General features: G+C 56.2%; 17 protein-coding genes and 1 pseudogene. 10 read left to right on the top strand and 8 right to left on the bottom strand.

Going from position 1 to position 20,262, the window contains the following annotated elements; all coding sequences use genetic code 11:
- Positions 1-86: 86 nt before the first annotated feature.
- Positions 87-1,064, bottom strand: coding sequence for an AraC family transcriptional regulator (locus AC2FFB_RS09305; RefSeq protein WP_246097325.1), 978 nt, complete (start codon positions 1,062-1,064; stop codon positions 87-89).
- 227 nt (positions 1,065-1,291) lie between these two features.
- Here AC2FFB_RS09305 and AC2FFB_RS09300 point away from each other — a divergent pair, with 227 nt between their 5' ends.
- On the top strand, positions 1,292-2,164 hold the full coding sequence (locus AC2FFB_RS09300) for a bile acid:sodium symporter family protein (protein WP_142639611.1): 873 nt from the start codon (positions 1,292-1,294) through the stop codon (positions 2,162-2,164).
- A 306-nt stretch (positions 2,165-2,470) separates the two neighbouring features.
- On the opposite strand, the gene AC2FFB_RS09295 is transcribed toward AC2FFB_RS09300, so the two are convergent.
- The gene (locus tag AC2FFB_RS09295; RefSeq protein ID WP_496689894.1) at positions 2,471-3,370 is read right to left on the bottom strand and encodes a sterol desaturase family protein; all 900 of its coding nucleotides are present in this window, start codon (positions 3,368-3,370) and stop codon (positions 2,471-2,473) included.
- A 423-nt stretch (positions 3,371-3,793) separates the two neighbouring features.
- Between AC2FFB_RS09295 and AC2FFB_RS09290 the strand changes: the two genes are divergently transcribed.
- Complete coding sequence (locus AC2FFB_RS09290) at positions 3,794-4,426, top strand: tyrosine-type recombinase/integrase (protein ID WP_496874824.1); 633 nt, start codon at positions 3,794-3,796, stop codon at positions 4,424-4,426.
- Between the two features lie 163 nt (positions 4,427-4,589).
- Here AC2FFB_RS09290 and AC2FFB_RS09285 read toward each other — a convergent pair whose 3' ends face one another.
- The gene (locus AC2FFB_RS09285; protein WP_496874823.1) at positions 4,590-5,828 is read right to left on the bottom strand and encodes an L-rhamnose isomerase; all 1,239 of its coding nucleotides are present in this window, start codon (positions 5,826-5,828) and stop codon (positions 4,590-4,592) included.
- A 9-nt stretch (positions 5,829-5,837) separates the two neighbouring features.
- Complete coding sequence (locus AC2FFB_RS09280) at positions 5,838-7,940, bottom strand: bifunctional rhamnulose-1-phosphate aldolase/short-chain dehydrogenase (protein ID WP_496874822.1); 2,103 nt, start codon at positions 7,938-7,940, stop codon at positions 5,838-5,840.
- A 186-nt stretch (positions 7,941-8,126) separates the two neighbouring features.
- Between AC2FFB_RS09280 and AC2FFB_RS09275 the strand changes: the two genes are divergently transcribed.
- The 7 genes from AC2FFB_RS09275 (at position 8,127) to AC2FFB_RS09245 (ending at position 15,243) form a co-directional block, all read left to right on the top strand.
- Entirely contained in the window at positions 8,127-8,927 is an 801-nt protein-coding gene (locus AC2FFB_RS09275; protein WP_496874821.1) for a DeoR/GlpR family DNA-binding transcription regulator, read from the top strand.
- Between the two features lie 40 nt (positions 8,928-8,967).
- A complete protein-coding gene (rhaS, locus tag AC2FFB_RS09270; protein WP_496874820.1) occupies positions 8,968-9,969 on the top strand; it encodes a rhamnose ABC transporter substrate-binding protein in 1,002 nt (333 codons plus the stop codon).
- Positions 9,970-10,035: 66 nt separating this feature from the next.
- Positions 10,036-11,568 carry a sugar ABC transporter ATP-binding protein gene (locus AC2FFB_RS09265; protein ID WP_496874819.1) on the top strand — a complete coding sequence of 511 codons (1,533 nt, stop codon included), beginning with the start codon at positions 10,036-10,038 and terminating at the stop codon, positions 11,566-11,568.
- A 12-nt stretch (positions 11,569-11,580) separates the two neighbouring features.
- Complete coding sequence (locus AC2FFB_RS09260) at positions 11,581-12,564, top strand: ABC transporter permease (protein ID WP_496874818.1); 984 nt, start codon at positions 11,581-11,583, stop codon at positions 12,562-12,564.
- Positions 12,561-13,547 carry an ABC transporter permease gene (locus tag AC2FFB_RS09255; protein ID WP_496874817.1) on the top strand — a complete coding sequence of 329 codons (987 nt, stop codon included), beginning with the start codon at positions 12,561-12,563 and terminating at the stop codon, positions 13,545-13,547. Before AC2FFB_RS09260 ends, AC2FFB_RS09255 begins: the two co-directional genes overlap by 4 nt.
- A complete protein-coding gene (gene rhaM / locus AC2FFB_RS09250; RefSeq protein WP_496874816.1) occupies positions 13,547-13,861 on the top strand; it encodes an L-rhamnose mutarotase in 315 nt (104 codons plus the stop codon). The genes AC2FFB_RS09255 and rhaM overlap by 1 nt, the downstream gene beginning before the upstream one ends.
- Positions 13,858-15,243 (top strand): FGGY-family carbohydrate kinase, encoded by a 1,386-nt coding sequence (locus AC2FFB_RS09245; RefSeq protein ID WP_496874815.1) that lies wholly within the window; start codon positions 13,858-13,860, stop codon positions 15,241-15,243. The genes rhaM and AC2FFB_RS09245 overlap by 4 nt, the downstream gene beginning before the upstream one ends.
- A gap of 329 nt (positions 15,244-15,572) precedes the next feature.
- Here the strand turns inward: AC2FFB_RS09245 and mgrA are convergent, their stop codons facing one another.
- The 4 genes from mgrA to AC2FFB_RS09225 all read right to left on the bottom strand — a co-directional run bounded on the left by mgrA (position 15,573) and on the right by AC2FFB_RS09225 (position 19,399).
- Positions 15,573-16,640, bottom strand: a complete 1,068-nt coding sequence (gene mgrA, locus AC2FFB_RS09240; RefSeq protein WP_496874867.1) for an L-glyceraldehyde 3-phosphate reductase — start codon at positions 16,638-16,640, stop codon at positions 15,573-15,575.
- A gap of 125 nt (positions 16,641-16,765) precedes the next feature.
- The gene (locus AC2FFB_RS09235; RefSeq protein ID WP_246097323.1) at positions 16,766-17,290 is read right to left on the bottom strand and encodes a cysteine dioxygenase family protein; all 525 of its coding nucleotides are present in this window, start codon (positions 17,288-17,290) and stop codon (positions 16,766-16,768) included.
- A 225-nt stretch (positions 17,291-17,515) separates the two neighbouring features.
- A complete protein-coding gene (locus AC2FFB_RS09230; RefSeq protein ID WP_281973667.1) occupies positions 17,516-17,785 on the bottom strand; it encodes an HlyU family transcriptional regulator in 270 nt (89 codons plus the stop codon).
- A 276-nt stretch (positions 17,786-18,061) separates the two neighbouring features.
- Entirely contained in the window at positions 18,062-19,399 is a 1,338-nt protein-coding gene (locus tag AC2FFB_RS09225) for a metal-dependent hydrolase family protein (protein ID WP_496690512.1), read from the bottom strand.
- A gap of 545 nt (positions 19,400-19,944) precedes the next feature.
- Between AC2FFB_RS09225 and AC2FFB_RS09220 the strand changes: the two are divergent.
- A pseudogene (locus AC2FFB_RS09220) lies at positions 19,945-20,115 on the top strand (tyrosine-type recombinase/integrase); the annotation flags it as partial.
- Between the last annotated feature and the right edge of the window lie 147 nt (positions 20,116-20,262).

The raw sequence follows: 20,262 nt of genomic DNA, 5'->3' as shown, positions 1-20,262 counted from the left end.
AGAAGTTATGCACCACATCGATTGAGGTATCGGCTCGCCCTGCCAAGGTTTTGGCCGAACCTGCCATGTGGTCTTGAGGTGTGTGCCTAGTCGGAGGTCGCTTGCTGCCTGAATCGTGCCGGAGCCTGGCCAACCCAGCGCTTGAAGGCGCGGCTGAACGTGCTCTGTTCCGAAAACCCGGTCATAAAGGCGATCTCGGCTATGGAAGCCTTACCGTCACGGAGCAGGTCACGAGCAAGTGCAACTTGTGCCTGACCAAGAACGTCGCGATAGGTCAGCCCTTCCTCGGCCAACCTGCGGTAAAGCGTGCGCTCGCTCATTCCCATCTCTTGTGCGACATGCGCTGCTTGCGGCGCGCCGTTACTCAGGGCCGGTGTAAGCCGGTGGACAATTGCTTGGCTCAGTGAGGTGTCGTCATCGCGAGAGTTGAACTCCTCATCCAGGTGCTTCGTCATGAAATCTGACAAGCCCGGATCGCCAAGACGATTTTCGCTTTCCAGCATAGCAGGGCGCATAGCAATGGCGTTGTGGGCGCTCCCAAATCGAACCGGGCACCCGAAATATTCGGCGTAACGCTCTGGTTCTTGTCTGCATGGATGCTGAAACGTGACATATGCGAGCGACAACCCATCACCCACAAACCGATGCATGTTCCTCGCAAAGGCCGCAAGCGCGCATTCGTTGCGCAGCTCCAAGGCAGCGCGATGTGATGTTTGTCCCTCAAAAATCCAAAGGACCGGATCGCCGGTTTCATCAAGTCTGTAAACTGCGGTGTCCGTTACGAGACGAAAATAACGCTCGATCCGTTGCAAAGATTGCCGCAAGGTCGGAGCTGTCTTTACGGCTAGGCCAAGGACGCCGAGATCATCGGTCGCAATCGCGTTCGCATAGGCCTCAACCAACGCGGCCTCGTCCGCTTGTTGCGTACGAATCCAATCGATCAGATCGAAATACGCATCATCCGCCAATTGGCCGTCTTGAGCTTCTGGTAGACGCAGCACGACAGCGCCATTTGAAATCAGGGCGCCATCGTCGTTTAGCGTCATCCCGGCGGCGTTGGCCATCGCGCGGGCGAATGCGTAAGTTACACTTGCCATACAGTGAGATTAGCACTGGAAAGCTCTTTCACGCCAGATCGTCCAACCCTGTGATAGGTATAATAAATAGAGACAGCCTCGATCTTCGGGCGCTTGAGGATAAATGCGCCAAACTGATAACACTCGTCATCAGGTTTTCTGAACGGTATCGTCCGAAAGCGTGCGGAAGCATGCAGCCATAGAGGTCATGGTAGATGGGCGAAATTTTCATATCTGTGCTGCTGCCGCTCGCAGTTGTTGTCATCATGTTCTGCCTTGGCCTCGGACTCACAGCGGCTGACTTTCAACGCATCGGACGACGTCCACGGGCCTTTTGCGTCGGCGCTCTCAACCAGATCATTTTGCTGCCTTGCATCGCTTTGATGGTGACTTTTATCTTTGGGATTTCCGCTGAGGCAGCCGTTGGCATCATGATTTTAGCGGCCTGTCCGGGCGGGGTGATCAGTAACATCGTGACCAAGCTTTCGAATTGGGATGTCGCTTTGTCCGTTACTCTTACAGCAGTCTTCAGTCTGACTTGTGTCGTTACCGTACCGCTCATCCTGGGGTTTTCGATGCAGATGTTCATGGGGGCAACTGCGCCCGCTATCGACATTTCTTCGACGGCTTTAGCAATGTTTTTTTTAACAGCTTCACCGATCCTAGCCGGGGTGATCGCGCGATCCTTGGCGCCGCGAATTGTAGCTGCGGTCGAACCAATCTTTAGCAAGGTCTCTATGCTACTTTTTGCGATGGTCATCGGAGGCGCTATCATTTCAAACTGGGTGGTGGTCGCGGATAACTACCTTAGGCTTGGACCCGCACTTTTTGTTGTAGGTGCGTCACTCACGTTTATTGGCATCATGAGTTCAGGGATGCTCGGATGCACAGACATCGAGGCGAAGACGATTTCAATTGAGACCGGCGTTCAAAACGGAGCTTTGGGAATCGCAATTGCTACTTTGCTGTTGCCTAACACCAATGGGTTAAGCGAATATGCCATACCATCCGCAATTTATAGCGTGGTCTGGATCGTAACAATGTTGCCTGTCTTCGCCCTCCTTGCGCGAAGAAGCCCAATTTCATGATCCTGACGCCTATTCGCTAGCTTTGGTTATGCGCTGAGCCAAGCCCCTTTGTTTCCATGCCAGAACGCCGTCTGGTCAAAGAGCGACCAAGGAGCTCCAAAGCCCGTTGTGGAACGGCCGCCTTGGCGATTTTCCCTGTTGAAGGGAAGAGCTGTTGTTGCCAGTGCGGTGGATCCTGCGTCAGCGAAGGTGTAGACGCCAAGGTCAGTTTTGTCCGCAAGTCGGAATTGCAAAGTCTTGGATTAAGTGTCCGGATTGGGCTGGACCTGCCAAACATGCAAGCCGCGGAGAATGGCCGCATCAGCGCTATTGGTCTATTTGGTCATTGCCAAGCTTGGTTTGCCCGGACGAGACAGATGAAGATCGCATCTGTTGGCCCGCGGCGTCGAGGGCACCTCCGCTCGCCGGGCCGCGCAGCGGCTGAATCAGCATTCGGTCGAGCCAGAGGTCTCGGCGTGTGCGAAACTGCTTGATGCCGATTTCCATGCTTTTGTGCCCCTTCTTGGGTTGCGCAACGTAAGTGCCTAGAAGTCGGTCCCACCACGGTAGATTAAAGCCAAAGTTCGAGTTGGTCTCGCTTGGATCGACTGAATGGTGGACTCGGTGCATGTCTGGAGTGACGACGATCCATCTGAGAATTCGATCCACCGGACGCGGCAATTCAATGTTTGCGTGATTGAAGAGCGCGGTAGCGTTCAGGGTCACCTCGAAAAGGAGCACGGCGACAGCGGGCGGCCCCAAGGTTGCTACGACCGCTAGCTTGATCCCCATCGAGATGAGGATTTCTACCGGATGGAAACGCAAGCCAGTAGTCGCGTCAAAATCAAGGTCGGCGTGATGCATCCGGTGCAGACGCCAAAGCCCCGGTACGGCGTGGAACATCACATGCTGAAGATAAATTGCGAGATCTAGAAGCAGCATGGAGACCACGATGGCAACCCAAACCGGCGCCTCGATGTTATTGAAGAGCCCCCATCCGCGATCCTCGGCCATGGCTGCGAGACCAACTGCGAGGATTGGAAAGGTCAGCCGCAGGATGGCGGTGTCGAGCACCACGAGCGCAAGGTTGTTTGTCCATCGGATAACGCGCGGAATATCCCGACTTCGCCGGGGTGCGGCCACTTCCCAAAGTGCCATCGCCGCCAGGACGGATAGGAAGGCAATAATGCGGATAGTTGGTTCAGCAGCTAGGATTGTGTCGGACATGGACATCCACTATTCGGGTTTCCGTCGCGATAGAATTGCAAGCTGTTCTAGGCGACGACCGTTCCAATGTAACGCAGACATGCAAGCGATACCATCTGAGGGCGGCTTGGTCCGCAAGGCGGACATTCAGCGGAATTAACCGAACGTCTGCTTCGAGTCCAACCTGTCAATTCGATTCTTTTGCTGCGAGCGCACGCAGCAGGAGTTATGCCGCGGGTGCGCAGATTTTTGCCGCTGCATCGTAGCAAGCTAACCGGTCGTTCGTCATCGCCAAAGCTTGCGCTTAGGCCATTCGAGCTCAAGCCGGTCCGACTTATACGCCTAGGGGCCATCGAAGAGTGCAATGCACAACTCGTTGATATGATCTGACAGTCAGCGCGGTGCTGATGCTTGGGGTTGGAGGGTGGAGTGGAGGAAATTCCCATGCCAAGAGTTCAACTTCCCGCCGTCACTCCGAAACACCGAGCTTGGAACAAGGGCAAGATTGTTGGTCAAAAGCGGCCTCTCTTGCCAAAACAGGTCTGGGGTATCCGTGCGCGGCTGGAACTGGCGGGCAACCTTCGCGACCTCGCCTTGTTCAATGTTGCCATCGACAGCAAACTGCGTGGTTGCGACCTCGTCACCCTCACGGTTGCCGATCTGGTTCGAGACGAGCGTGTTCGCGAACGGGTTTCATTGATCCAGAGAAAGACAAATAAGCCGGTTCAGTTCGAGTTGACCGAGAATACGCGGGATACGGTTGCCGAGTGGATCAAATCGCCCGAGATGATGGGTTGCCAGTATATGTTCCCCAGCCGCTTCCATGATCGCCCTCACATTTCGACGCGCCAGTATGGCAGGCTCGTCCGTCACTGGGTAACAGCGATTGGTCTGGAACCGAGTGGATATGGCACGCATTCGCTTCGTCGAACCAAGGCGGCCGAGATCTACCGCAAGACTGGCAATCTGAGAGCGGTCCAGCTCTTGCTTGGCCACACAAAGGTTGACAGCACAGTGCGTTACCTTGGGGTCGAGTTGGAGGACGCGCTAACCATCGCGGAACGGATCGACATTTGAACCATTTTGGCGGGTGGCGATGCCGCTCGCCATCTGGGAATTGCGACTATCTAAAGGTTTGTTGCTGACAGAAAGCCCAATTCACCCAGAGTTTCCCGGGAACGTTGGCGTCCGTGAAACAGTCCAGCTTAAAATAGCGCACTGCGCTATTCGAAAATGAAACTCAACTTCGCCCCGTTACACTGTCTTGATATCTGTCGAGTTCATGGATCAGCGCCTGACCATTTGGAACATCTTCGCGCGCGGAGAACTCATTCCACACCACACCGAACGGCATGTCTTTGAACTCTTCCGTGACCGCCATGCGTTTCGAAAAATCGAGTTGATCCTCTGCTGCTTTCAACTGCTCCAGCGGCATCAACAAAGCGCGAAGCAAGGCTTTCTGCATATTGCGGGTACCGATGACCCAGGCCGCGGTCCGACTGATCGTTGCATCAAAAAAGTCGAGCCCGATGTGAGTGCGACCAAGGAGATCTGCACTGACCAGCTCCTGCGCCATTTGCAGGATGTCGTCGTTCAGAAGGATCACGTGATCGCTGTCCCACCTCATGGGGCGCGACACGTGCAGAAGGATTTCGTCCAGCGACAATGCCACCGCGCTCAGCTTGTCGGCTATGTTCTCGGTCGGGTGGAAATGACCCATATCGAGACAAAGAAGCGTACCCTTGCGGATCGCGTAGCCCATGTAGAATTCGTGGCTGCCCACAGTGCAGGCTTCGACGCCGATCCCGAAAAGCTTGCTTTCGACAGCATCCAGCATCTGTGCTCTATCTTGCGACGGCGCCATCATGGCATCAAGTGAAGCTTCCAGACGCGCCCGGGCCGACATGCGGTCAACAGGCGTGTCCTTGTAGCCGTCCGGCACCCAAATGTTGTTGACGCAGGGCGACCCCAGTTCGGTGCCCATTCGAGCGGCAATGTCGCGGGACCGCTTCCCATGTTCGATCCAGAATTCGCGAATTCCCTGATCAGGATGACTGAGCGTAAGATTATCGTCTGCCTTGGCATGGGCAAAGAAGGTCGGATTGAAATCCAGACCGATGCCTTGGTCCTTGGCCCAATCGACCCAGGGCGCGAAGTGCTGATACTCGATCTCGTCTCGATCCGGGTTGGCCTCTGTGTCCAGATACATCGCATGAAGGTTCAAGCGGTGTTTGCCCGGGATCATCGAATAGGCAAACTCCAGATCAGCGCGCAGTTCATCTGGCGTGCGCGCGCGGCCGGGATGGTTGCCGGTAGCCTGAATGCCGCCCCCGGATGAGCCAGACTTCTGTTCAAATCCGACCACATCGTCGCCCTGCCAGCAATGCATCGAGATCGGGATGGTTTTCAGGCGTTCCAGCGCTGCTTCGGTATCAACGCCCCAGTCGGCGAAGGCGGCTTTTGCTGCTTCGTAGCTCATCTCGACCCCCTAGCGTGTGAAGGCCTGGACGTTGCCAGCATCCACGTTGATGATGTTGCCGGTGGATTTGGCGGAGGTATCGGCGGCGAAGAAATAGCAGGCCTCGGCGATGTCTTCGGGCAGGACCGAGCGTTTCAACATGGATCGCTGGCGGTACATTTCCTCCAGCCCGTCCTTGTCGGTGCCGTAAGTGCCGGCGCGCTGTTCCAGCCAATCACCTTCCCAGATCTTCGATCCGCGCAAAACCGCGTCGGGGTTGACGACATTGACGCGGATGCCAGCCTCCGCACCTTCCAGGGCAAGGCAGCGGGCAAGGTGGATTTCCGAGGCTTTCGCGGTGCAATAAGCGGCAGCGTTCGGCGAGGCTGCGAGGCCATTTTTCGACGCCACAAAGACGACCGAGCCACCCATATCCTGCACCCGCATGATCTTGAATGCCTCGCGGCTGACAAGGAAATAACCCGTGGACAGGATGTCCATGTTCTTGTTCCAGAGTGCCAGCGAGGTGTCCTCGATCGGTGCGGAAGAGGCAATGCCAGCGTTGGAGACCAGGATGTCGACCCCGCCAAATTCTACCGAGGTTTCCGCGAAGGCCGATGCCACGGCCTCTTCGCTTGTGACATTCATGTTGACGCTTCGCACGACGTCCGCGCTGTAGCGTTCCGTCAGATGCTTTCTGGTAGATGCCAAGGCGTTTTCGTTGATGTCGGCCAGAACGACGCAGGCGCCTTCCTGAAGGTAGCGTTCAGCGGTTGCCGCACCGATGCCGCCCGCTCCGCCCGTCACAAGGGCGACACGTCCGGCAAGTGACTTGGGCTTCGGCATGCGCTGCAATTTCGCTTCTTCAAGCAACCAGTATTCGATGTCGAAGGCTTCCTGTTCGGGCAGCCCCTGATATTCACTGACTGCCGAGGCACCGCGCATCACGTTGATCGCGTTGACGTAGAACTCGCCCGAGATCCTTGCGGTTGCCTTGTCCTTGGCGAAAGTGATCATGCCGACGCCGGGCACAATGTAGACAACAGCATTCGGATCGCGAATGTCGGGGCTGTCGCCGTGCTTGCAGCGGTCGTAATAGGCTGCGTAGTCCTTGCGGTAGGATTCGATCTGGTCCGGCAATCCAGCCAAGACGTCGTCGATATTCCCGCGAGCGGGATCAAACGGAACGACAAGTGGGCGGATTTTCGTGCGCAGGAAGTGATCCGGACAGGACGTTCCCAAAGCCGCAAGCGGTTTCATGTCTTTCGCGTTTACAAATTCCAGAACGGCATCGCTGTCGTTGAAATGACCGACCATGTGCTGGTTGCCGGAAACAAAACCCCGGATCGCCGGCATAAGACGCGCGGCAATGCTGCTGCGTTCGCTGGCCGACAGGCTTTCGTGGATCGCGCCGCCAAAGGGCGCGACGCCCCTGCTTTGCTCATCAAGCCATTTGGTCGCGACGTTGATCACATCGATTGTCTGGTCATAGCAGTCCTTGGCCGTATCACCCCATGTGAACAGTCCATGGCTTTCAAGGACCACACCGTCGGCGTCCGGGTTTTCGTTGCAGTACTTTTCCAGCCACAAGCCCAGCTCGTAGCCCGGCTTCTTCCAGGGCAACCAACCGATGCGATCCCCAAAGATTTCCTGCGTCAGTTCTTTCGAGTTCTTGGACGCAGCGATCGCGATGATCGCATCTGCATGAACGTGGTCAACGTGTTTGCGTGGAACGTAGGCGTGCAAGGGCGTGTCTATCGAGGCCGCGCGCGGGTTCAGCTTGAAGGTGCAATGCGGCAGGTAGCCGACCATCTCGTCTTCGAATTCCACGCCACGGTAGAGCGATTTCAGCGCTTGAAGCTTGTCCATGTAAAGCGTGGCGAATCCGTCAAGCTTCATCGAGCCGATGTCACCACCTGACCCTTTGACCCAAAGCACCTCAACCTCGTCGCCCGTGAGGGGGTCTGTCTCGATCACCTTGGCAGACGTATTGCCGCCGCCGTAATTGGTCACGCGCTTGTCAGAACCAAGAATGTTTGAGCGATAGAGAAGAAGCTCTGATTCGCTTTTTCCTTTTGCCTCAGCATCATCCCAGCGACTTTCGAGCAGATTATTTTCCAATGATTTCAACATATTTCCTCCCAATTGGCGCATAGCGCCGGAATTCCCGATTGATCGCAACGATGCGCCGCGTGCGCCAATATGTCAATCATTTTCAATCATATTCGATCATTCTGCGGCGCAGTATGATTGTTTTTGATCGTTTTTGATTGACATGTGACGCGAATCTCGCCAGCTTGAAGTCAAAGGGAGGCACAAATGCACGAAAAAGAACGCCATACGATTATCTTGTCCGCGGTCGAAGAACGCCCGGTGGCTACAGTATTGGACTTGTGCAATCTAACCGGCGCCTCCGAAGCCACTATTCGGCGCGACATTGCCACGCTGGACCAGGATGGGCTGTTGCGCCGTGTGCGCGGCGGGGCCGAGGCGTTGAGCCCTCCGCAGATCGTGGGCCTTGCGGGGCGCCCCTTCTCTGTCAATGAAACCATGCGCATTGAAGAAAAGCAGGCGATTGCTGCCGCCGCGGTCGATCTTTGCGAAGATGGCGACGCGATCATTATCAATGGCGGCACGACGACCTTTCAGATGGTGCACCCGCTGGCGAGCCGTCGAATGCAGGTTTTCACGAACTCGTTCCCGATCGCCGAACATCTGCTGAAGCATTCCAAGAATACCATCATGCTCTCGGGCGGCACGATCTATCGCGAGCAAAACATCATCCTGTCACCATTCGACAATGATGTGACGCGCAACTTCTGCGCTCGTCGCATGTTCATGGGCGCCCAGGGGCTTGGGCCGCTTGGCCTGATGGAAGCCGACCCGCTACTAATCCAGGCTGAACAAAAGCTCATCGACCAGGCCGATGAACTGATCGTTCTCGCCGACAGCACGAAGTTTGAACGACGCTCCAGCCTTGTGCTCTGTCCACTGAACCGCATCACAACCGTCATCACCGATGACCAGATATCCGACAAAGCCGCCGCCATGCTGGAGGCCGCAGAAGTGACGCTGATCGTCGCCCAATCCGGGGGCGCTCAGAGAAACGTGGCCTCTTAAAGAGGCTCCAATCGCGAACGTATTTAAGGGAGGACTCCAAATGAAACGTCGCACTTTTACCACTCTCACCGCCGGTCTCAGCCTGGCTGCAAGCCTGTTCGGCACCACCGCCATGGCCCAGGACGATATGCGCATCGCGCTTGTCGTTAAGGCGCTTGGCATCGGCTTCTTTGAAGCCGCCGCTGAAGGCGCCGAAGAAGCCGCCGCCGAACTGGGTGGGGTCGAGATCATCTATACCGGCCCGACGGACACGACCGCTGAAGGCCAGATCGAGGTGATCAATTCGCTGATCGCGCAAGGCGTGGACGCCATCGCAGTTTCCGCGAATGACACGGACGCACTGGTACCGACCCTGCAAAAAGCAATGCAGCGGGGCATCACTGTTATCTCCTGGGACTCCGGCGTGGCAGAAGAAGGCCGAATGGTGCACCTGAATCCGTCGTCCAACGCGCTGATCGGTAACATGATCATCAAGCTTGCCGCAGATCATCTGCCTGACGGTGGCGATGTGGCCGTTCTTTCCGCGACCACCACTTCGACAAATCAGAACATCTGGATCGAAGAGATGAACAAGGTGATGGGCAACTATCCCGGCATCAACGTCGTGACGACCGTTTACGGCGACGACCTTGCAGACAAGTCCTATCGCGAAGCCACGGGCCTCATGCAGTCCTATCCGGATCTGGATGCGATCATTGCACCGACTTCTGTTGGCATCGTGGCCGCCGCTCAGGCTGTTGTCGACGCCGGCAAGGTGGGCGAGGTAAATGTGACCGGCCTTGGTCTTCCGTCCGAAATGGCAGGTGCGATTGAAAGCGGTGCATCGCAATCCTTCGCGATCTGGAACCCTATTGATCTGGGGTATTCGGCAGCGATGATTGCCCATGCGCTGGCTTCGGGGAATGCAACGGCCGAGCCGGGTGCGGAAATTTCGATCGGCCGCGTTGGCACGATTACGCTGGACGAGACCAATTCGGCCGCCATGGCGGACCCGTTTGTCTACGACGCCTCGAACATCGATCAGTTCAAGTCGATCTTCTAAGCGACCAATCTCCTGCGCGGCGATCTGCGCTGCGCAGGAGTCCCTTGCCCAATCCCGAGAGATCCGATGCTAGAACAAACGGACAATACGATCGTGCGCGATGCCGCATCCGATGATGTCGCTGTCTTGGCGCTTGATCGGATCACCAAGACTTTTCCTGGCGTCAAAGCACTTTCAGAGGTTTCGCTGCAGCTCTATCCCGGCAAGGTGACGGCTCTTATCGGGGAAAACGGTGCGGGCAAATCTACGGTCGTGAAAACCCTGACCGGCATCTACCAGCCGGACGGCGGCGCGATCCTAGTCGACGGGAAAGTCACCAAGTTCCCGGTTCCACAAGCTGCATCGGACCATGGCGTCACGGCGATCCATCAGGAAACCGTCCTGTTTGACGAATTGTCCGTGGCCGAAAATATCTTCCTTGGGCATGCGCCTCGCGGCGCCTTCGGCTTGATCGATTTGAAGAAAATGGCCGAACGGGCGCGCGGAATACTGAACGGCATTGGCGCAAACATCGATCCCGAACACAAACTGAAAGACCTTGGCATCGCCAACAAGCACCTTGTGGCTGTCGCCCGCGCGCTGTCGATAGATGCCCGCGTGGTAATCATGGACGAGCCGACGGCCGCACTTTCACACAAGGAAATCGAAGAGCTTTATGAGTTGGTCGAGACCTTGAAGGCGCAGGGCAAGGCGATCCTGTTCATCAGCCACAAGTTCGATGAGATCTTCCGCATTGCCGACAACTACACCGTTTTTCGCGATGGTCAGCTGATCGGGGACGGTGCTATCGCAGATGTCAGCGAACCTGATCTGGTCAAGATGATGGTCGGCCGGGATGTCAGCCAGATTTTCCCCAAGCGGGACTCCAGCCCCGGCGACACCGTTCTGAGAGTCGAGGGATATTCCCATCCGACCGAGTTTGAAGACATCGTATTCACCCTGCGCAAGGGCGAGATTCTTGGGTTTTATGGCCTCGTGGGCGCCGGCCGCTCCGAATTCATGCAAGCTCTTTTTGGAATCACGCGCCCTTCGGGCGGCAGGGTCGAGATTGACGGCGCAGCGGTGCACATCAAGTCTCCGGCCGACGCGGTCGACAGTGGTATTGTTTATGTGCCCGAAGATCGCGGCAAGCAGGGTGCCATCCTGGACCTGCCGATTTTTCAGAATGTCACACTACCTTCGCTTGGGCGCATTTCCAGCAGGGGTTTTCTGAAGCTCGCTGAAGAATTCAAGCTGGCCCGCGAATACACCGAACGACTGGACCTGCGGGCAGCCTCGCTCGACACCCACGTGGGCAACCTTTCGGGCGGCAACCAGCAAAAGGTCGTGATCGCCAAATGGCTGGCTACAAAGCCTAAGGTCATCATCCTCGATGAGCCTACCAAAGGCGTAGACATCGGGTCAAAGGCCGCCGTGCACGAATTCATGGCGGAGCTGGCGGCGCAGGGCCTTGCAGTGATCATGGTGAGCTCGGAAATCCCAGAAGTTCTTGGCATGTCCGACCGCGTCATCGTCATGCGCGAAGGCCGCATGGTCGCCGAGCTGGCCAATGGCGACCTGCAACCCGAAACACTTGTCCGTCATGCCGCCGGAATCTGAAGGGAAACGCCCATGCTGAAACGCATTCTGACATCACGAGAAACCCTGCTGGTTGGCGCGATCCTCCTTCTGCTGGCACTGATCTCATCGCGCTTTCCGGGCTTCGTCGCGCCCTCCAACCTTGCCAATGTGTTCAACGACACCTCGCCCCTGATCCTGCTGGCGATCGGGCAGATGATCGTCATCCTGACCAAGTGCATCGACCTCAGCGTTGCCGCAAATCTGGCGCTGACAGGCATGGTCGTGTCGATGGTGAACGTCGCTGCCCCCGGCTTGCCGATTGTCGTGATCCTGATGATCGCGATCGGGCTCGGCACGATCCTGGGCATGATCAATGGTATTCTTGTCTGGAAACTGGCCATCCCGCCCATCGTTGTGACGCTTGGCACAATGACGATCTTCCGCGGGATCATATTCGTGATCTCGGACGGGAAATGGGTCAACAGCCATGAAATGAGCCCAGCGTTCAAGGCATTCCCACGTGCAGAATTCCTGGGTCTACCTGTTCTGGGATGGATCGCGATTGTCGCGGTGATTATCTTCACAATCGTCATGACGCGTACAACTCTGGGGCGCGCATTCTATGCAGCGGGCGGTAATCCTCATGCTGCGACCTACGCGGGCATCAACGTCGGCAAGACACAGTTCTGGGCGTTCACGATCTCCGGCGCATTGGCAGGGCTGACAGGGTACCTCTGGGTTTCGCGGTTTGCCGTGTCCTATGTCGATATCGCTGGGGGTTTCGAGTTGGACGTTGTCGCCGCCTGCGTGATCGGCGGTGTGTCGATCATGGGCGGTATTGGGACGGTCACGGGCGCGCTGCTCGGGGCCTTGTTCCTCGGCATCATCAAGAACGCGCTTCCGGTCGTCGACATCTCTCCATTCTGGCAGCTGGCCATCTCAGGCGGCGCGATCATCATCGCCGTGGCCCTTAACGCCCAGGCCAATCGCGAGAAGGGCCGCATCATTCTCAAACGCGCGGAGCATGCAACATGAGCACCACAGACCGTTTCGTCCCGGACCGCCTGCAGTCGCCGCTCGAGCAAAGGCTGAAAAGCTGGGAAACGCTGCTGCTTCTGGTCGCCATCGGCATCTTCGTCGCCAACAGCTTTGCGTCGCCTTACTTCCTGAACGCCTGGAACCTGAGCGACGCGACCTTCAACTTCACAGAAAAGGCGATGATTGCCTTTGCGATGGCCCTTCTGATTATCTCAGGCGAGATCGATTTGTCAGTCGCGTCGATCATCGCACTGGCCTCAACCGCCATGGGGGCTGCCGTCCAGATGGGTGTCGGCACTCCTGGTCTTGTGCTGATCGGACTCGGTGTCGGTCTTCTTTGCGGTGCATTCAACGGTCTCCTGGTGACCCGCATGGGTCTGCCATCCATCGTTGTCACCATTGGCACGATGAGCCTGTTTCGCGGCATCAGCTTTATCGTACTCGGAGATCAGGCCTTTCGCGGATATCCCCAGAGCTTCTCTTGGTTCGGCCAAGGTTACGTCTGGTGGGTGATCTCGTTCGAGTTCGTGCTCTTCGCGATCATCGCACTGATCTATGCAATCCTCCTTCACAAGACGAACTTCGGCCGGGCGGTCTATGCGATTGGGAACAATGCAACCGGTGCGATGTTCTCGGGCATTCGTGTGCAGCGCGTGAAGTTCATCCTGTTCCTTCTAACAGGGCTGATGTCAGGTGTTGCCGCGATCTGCCTGACCGCGCGGCTCGGTTCCACGCGCCCGTCCATTGCGACAGGCTGGGAGCTTGAGATCGTCACGATGGTTGTGCTGGGAGGCGTCAGCATTCTGGGCGGCTCGGGAACGATCATCGGCGTTGTCATCGCGGCCTTCGTGATGGGGCTGGTGACCTTTGGTCTGGGCCTTTTGAATGTGCCGGGCATTGTGATGTCGATCGTCATCGGCGCGCTTTTGATTGGGGTTATCGCCCTGCCGCGTCTCTGGTCCATGTGGCGGGCGCGTTGATGGAGAAATTCGCCTTTAAGATGATGCTGAACCCCGGCTGCCGCGCGGAATACATCAAGCGCCACGACGCGATATGGCCAGAGCTATCCGAACTGCTGAAAAACGCCGGCGTCAGCGATTACTCGATCCATCTGGATGGCGAAACGAATATGCTGTTCGGAGTGCTTTGGCGCGAAGACGGGCACGGCATGGATGATCTGCCGAGCCATCCCGTGATGAAGAAGTGGTGGGCGCATATGGCGGACATCATGCAGACTCATCCGACCAACGAACCCGTGGCAACGCCGCTTGAAATCGTTTTCCACCTGCCATGACATCCCATGTCGCGGTCATAGATATCGGGAAAACCAACGCGAAACTGGTATTGGTTGATCGTGACACTCTGACCGAGGTCGCGGTGATCACGCGCCCGAACACCGTTCTGCCCGGCCCACCCTGGCCGCATTTCGATGTTGAAGGACACTGGGCTTTCCTGCTGGACGGATTGCGCGAATTTCACGAAACGCATGGCGTCGATGCCATATCGATTACGACCCACGGGGCCTGCGCGGCCTTGCTGGACCGCGACGGAAACCTTGCCGCCCCGATCCTGGACTACGAATTTGCCGGGCCGGATGATCTGGCGGACGACTACGACGCAATCCGCCCGCCATTCTCGGTGACGGGATCCCCGAAGCTGGCCGGCGGTTTGAACATTGGCGCTCAACTCCATTGGCAATTCCACGTCGACCCAGATTTGAAACGCCGGACACAACAGATCGTCACATACCCGCAGTTTTGGGGCGCTCGGCTGACGGGCGCAACGGCTACGGATGTGACCTCGCTCGGCTGCCACACCGATCTTTGGAGCCCGGGCGCCGGTTCATTCTCGTCGCTGGTCGAGGCGCTTGGTATCACTGAAAAGATGGCCCCTGTGCGGAGACCTTCGGATCGCCTTGGGACCATCTTGTCGCAAATTGCCGAAGAAACGGGTCTGCCGCCCGAGACCCCCGTATATTGCGGTATCCACGATTCCAACGCGTCGCTTTTGCCCTATGTTCTGGCCGAAACTCCCCCGTTCAGTGTCGTGTCGACCGGAACCTGGGTGATTGCGATGTCCATAGGTGGAACAAAGGCCACGCTCAATCCCGATCTCGACACGCTCATCAATGTGACGGCCCGTGGACATCCAGCGCCGTCTGCGCGGTTCATGGGAGGACGGGAGCATGATGTTGCGACCGGAGGAGCCTATCCCAACCCATCTCCACAAGACCTGGCGCATGTCCTCTCAAATGAGATCATGCTTCTGCCCGCCGTCGTGCCCGACACCGGTCCTTTCAAGGGGCAGACCTCGCGGTGGAGCGGCGATGAGCCAAAGATCGGAACCGGTGAGCGCGGCGCGGTTGTGGCGCTTTATCTCGCGCTTGTGACGGCAGAGTGCCTGTCCAACATCGGGCACACCGGAAGCATCATTGTCGAAGGCCCCTTCGCGGCAAACCAGATTTATCTCGATATGCTGAGCATCGCGACAGACGCCGACGTCCATCGTTCGCTTGGGTCCACAGGAACCAGCGCAGGGGCGGCCTTGCTTGTCGGGGGCCACGCTGCGCCGCCACCAGTTGATAAACGCACTATGCAGATCAACGATTCGACTGCCGCAGCACTCAAGACCTATGCGGGACATTGGCGACGGAATGTGGGTGTGCAGAGAGCCTGAACCGCTGACATCCAATCCAGCGAGGCCTCCGTCGCTCCCAAGAGCTTATATGTTGCACCCAATGGCGTGACCGCCCCGAAAGTACATCGTTTTGAAGAGAAAGTCCGGTATCGAGATATCTGCGGAGCGCCCACAGTAGCCTTTCCGCACTCGCAAAACAATGCTGCGTTAGCACTAGCTGCAAAGGCAAAAGGCAGCAAAGTCCCACAGAGCCGACATCAGGCGCTCCTTATTGTGAACTCTCGAATGTCCGCTGAGAGCCCAAAGCAGAAAAGCCATGCGATTAAGCAGAAGAACCTGCTAGCACCAAAAATCAGTGGTCAACAATCTTACTCAATTTCCGAGGATCGCGCCCAGAGATTGATTTCCTCTTCCGAGCTTACCTCGTCAATCTTAGCGAGTTCCGCTTCGGTAAATTCCAAATTCTGGACCGCACCTACGCAATCCACGATCTGCTCAGGTCGCGAAGCGCCAATAAGGGCTGTCGTAATCCGGTCACCTCTCAGCACCCAAGCAAGCGCCATCTGAGCTAATGATTGACCGCGTGACGCCGCTATGTCGTTTAGAGCCCTGACACTCGTCAATGAACGTTCGTTGATCATTCCGTCCAATAGAGACTTGCCTTGGGTCGCACGACTGTCTTCGGGAATGCCGTTCAGATACTTCGATGTCAAAATACCCTGGGCAAGTGGCGTGAACGCAATCGATCCCACGTTCAATTCGTCAAGCGTATCCAACAGCCCGTCCCGTTCAACCCAACGGTTGAGTAGGTTATACGACGGCTGATGAATCAGGCACGGCGTGCCAAGGTCTTTCAAGATGGCCAGCGCTTCGCGCGTTCGTTGCGAGTTGTAGCTTGAAACTCCGACGTAAAGTGCGCGCCCAGAGCGCACTATATAGTCTAAGGCCCCCATAGTTTCTTCCAGAGGGGTATCTGGATCGTAACGGTGGGAATAAAAGATATCTGCGTATTCTAACCCCATCCGCTTGAGCGACTGATCACAAGAGGCCACAAGATACTTTCGTGATCCCCACTCCCCATAGGGGCCCGGCCACATATCATACCCTGCCTTGGTAGATATGATGAGTTCGTCCCGATAGCCTGCGAAATCAGTTTTTAAAATTTCACCGAATGCTTCTTCCGCCGATCCCGGTGGTGGGCCATAGTTATTTGCTAAATCAAAGTGCGTTACACCCAAGTCAAAAGCAGTGCGGCAGAGATCGCGCTTTGTCTGGTGCGGGGTATCCCCACCAAAGTTGTGCCATAGCCCAAGGCTTATCGCGGGTAGCTTTATGCCAGACCGCCCACAACGGCGATAGACCATTTGCTCGTAGCGGTCCGGATTAGGAAGAAATGGGCGTGGCCGAGGCTTCGGGGGGCGTTGTAATTTGCTCATCTGTCCATAATCCGAGATCATCACCCCGTGTCAATTCAACGAGATAGTAATCGGCTATCAGCGAAGCCTGACGTATAGACGGAACATGCCTAAGGCATTGCCAGCGCAGATTGTCAAACTGCAAACTAGTCCTCGAATAACGCGCGAACCTTCGACATGTCATAGGCATGTTCCGTCAGGTTTTCAGGATCCCATTCGCTTCGCTCAGCTTCAAAAAAATCCCCGCCGTATACGTGGATTGCTCCGGTCAACTTGGGGATAGGGTTTGTAACCGAGTGAATGAGGTCCTTACCAAGCGGAGCATATTCACCCGTCGACAATGCTCGAGCCCCCGCCGCTTCAATGCGTCCGTTAGGGTCATCTGCTACGCGCCGCCAAAAAATGTTATCTTCTCGGCCACCATAAATACCGATCACGGCCCACATTTCGTGATTGTGGGGCATTATGGTCATTCCTGGCTTCCATACGACGTTGACGATTGTCAGATCACCTGACTTGTAAATGGGAAAGATACCGCTTTCGGTCGGCTCTCCCAAGGCTTGCGTCACGCCCGCGGGATCGCGCATCGCCCGGTCCACCACCTCAGCCACCGATTTGTGAGACGCGTCCTGATCTACTGCGGTCCGGCAGTCCGCTACAAACTGTTCCATGTTCCACATATCTTCAGCCCTCAATTGCATACGATAAATGCAACAGGGTAGCACATGCTGTAAAATAGACGAAATTGGGACCCAGATTGCAGCTGCATGTATCGGGCATCTAAGACTTCCAATGACTGCTTGGCTTGCTTAGCGTTCTTTCGCCAGATCGGGGCGGATGTCTAATTTGCGGAACCATCCGTCGATTGCATCGCATAAATTAGGCTGTCTGTTTGCTTAATCGAAAATGCGGTTGCCCTGCTCGTCGATCACCTGTTTCGCCTTTGCGATGCTGAAGCTTTCGCCCTGATCCCGGGTCTCAAAAACATCCGCCCGGATCACTGTATGGGTCTTGCGATTTCCGCCGATGGTCTTTTCGATACGGGCTAGAAGGCGGTACTTGCCACCTTCGGGCATCAGGTCCGGAAAGATTTCGAACCCTCTGTAAGAGACTGGCTCCGGCTCCGACTTTTCACCACCACCGAAGAGTTTAGAGAAGAGGGACATTGGGCGGCTCCTTTCAGCGTTGCTATGACGGGAGACTAGCGCCGCTTAGGACAGGCGCGAAGCATGTCGTGCTATCACAACATTTGCCTTCGATCCGTTGGCACGCTCCTTGCGTTGCCTAGTACGTCCAGATCCGCGGTAGAAGTCCATTCCCCACACCACGCTCCCTTGTAAGACTGTCCAGACCGCCATTCTGACACGCCGCCGCCGACGACCGCTTTGAGCCCCGAGCAGTTGTTACAAAGCTGGCTTTGAGCAAAGGACTTCATCTGGAACTCAGTCCAGCGTGTTCTTGTAGACTTTGCCGTCTTTCATGATCAGATCGAAATTCTCATGCGGGTCTGCGATCAGGTCGATATCTTGCAGCGGATTGCCATCCACAAGGATTAAGTCGGCATAAGCGCCCTTTGCGATTACACCCAAATCGCCTTGTTGATAGGGGTGGCGCGGGCCTGAGAGTTTGAGCAGTTCAGCATTGGTTGAAGTCGCCATTTTCAGCACCTCGTATGGCGTGTACCAGCGCTGCAACTTGGCAAGGAACGCGCCTTGACGTTCGGCCAGTTTGGGATCGAACAGGATGTCGGTGCCGAAAGCGACTTTCACGCCAACTTCTTTCGCCGTTTTGTAGGTGAAATCTGTACCGTTGGTGACGTCGATCCATTTCTGCTGGCTAACAGGGTCGTCGAAAGAAAAGCCATCCTCGTCATCCAGAAGAGGCTGCACTGACAACCACACGTCGTTGTCGCGCATCAGTTCCATCGTTTCGCGGCTCATCAAGAAGCCATGCTCGATGGACTTAACGCCAGCGGCAACGGCTATCTCCACTGCCTCGTCCGTGAAGACATGAGATGCAACATAGGTGTTGTAGGTGTCAGCTACCTCTACGAATGCCTCGATTTCGGCCTTGGTGTATTGGCGTACATCCAGAGGGTCATAGGTAGATGACACCCCGCCGCCGGTGGAAATCTTAAGCTGGGTCGCGCCCATGCGCATGATCTCACGCGCGCGTTTGACCACTTCCGGAACACCATCAGCCTGCGCCATCAAACCAACGCTGTACCAGTACCATTGCGAATCCGCGCCGTTCGTCGGAACCGCTTGGTAGGGGCGATAGTCAAAGTGGCCGCCGGTTTGTGTCACGGGCGGGCCGGACGGCAGGATACGAGGGCCTTCGATCTCGCCTGCGTCAATCATCCGTTTTATGGCAAATGAATTGCCGCCAACGTCGCGCACCGTAGTGAAGCCGCGCATTAATGTGCCTTCGGACCCGATGGCACCCCGCACCGCGACCTCAAGAATATCGCCGGTCACAACCACGCTCTGCGGATTGCAGCAGTAAAGCGTGTGCCAGTGTACGTCGATCAGGCCAGGCATCAACGTGCGTCCACCGCCGTCGATGACGATACCATTAGCGACTGAAAGGGGTTCTAAGGAAACTTCTGTGATCAGATTGTCGGTTACAACGACATTGGCATTTGCAATCATTTCCTCATTCACACCATCAAACACGTTGACGTTTGTGAACAGTATCGGTCCCCCATCCTGGGAGAGCGCTTGCGAACTGGTTATTGCAAGAGCAATCGACGAAACTGCGGCAAGTTTGGGAAAATGCATTCGAAATTCCTCAGAAAATTCTGTCGGATAAACCATCCCAGCGGAAGCAAGATTTTTCAAGCATTACCTCGCTTTTCTCCAATGGCAGTTTTGTCCGCATAGCAGACCTTGAAGCCCTCAGAACCGGCTCAATGTCCTACTGAAAATGTCGGATGACCGGTCTGAGCCCAACCTGTAAATTCGAATTTCTCGCTGCGTGCGCACGCAGCACCAGAAATGCAGCATGCACGTGAATTTCGGTGCCACCGCGTAGCGGAAGGACCGGTCATTCATGTTGACCGCAGCGAGGATCAGACGCCGAATTCACCAGGAGCGGACAATTCTGCCATTCGGCCTCGCGGTCCGAACGGCAGGTTTGTATTCCAAGCAAGTTTTCTTAGCTCATAGCGTTATACGTAATCAGGCGCATCCAACGTTTCGCCGTTCATATTGCCTTCGATGGCAGCAACGTAGGCCTTTGCAGTGTCTGCCGCCGATAAGCCCGTGCTTGAATCCATACCCATCATCTCCATCGTTTCTTTGACGAAGACGGGGCTGACGGTGTTTACGGGACCCATTCGCTGCGCCGCACCAAGGCAGCCGAGATTTATCGAAAGACCGGCAACCTCCGCGCCGTGCAGCTTTTGCTCGGACACACGAAAGTCGATAGCACAGTGCGATACCTTGGGGTTGAACTGGAAGATGCGCTGAGTATTGCAGAGCGGATCGACATCTGAACTATGTCGGCGGGCGGCACCTGCCGTTCGCTGATTCAGAACGGACCTATGACCTCCCGGCGACGAAAGAGGAATGAGAGCCCATTTTGACGGATACTGCACATCGAACGAATGACGGCTTACACAAGCTCAAGAAACAGTTGCATA

It is taken from the genome of Ruegeria sp. YTSA219 (assembly GCF_059609985.1).
Note: the sequence above shows the minus strand (reverse complement) of the source record. Positions and strands in the feature narration are given on the sequence as shown.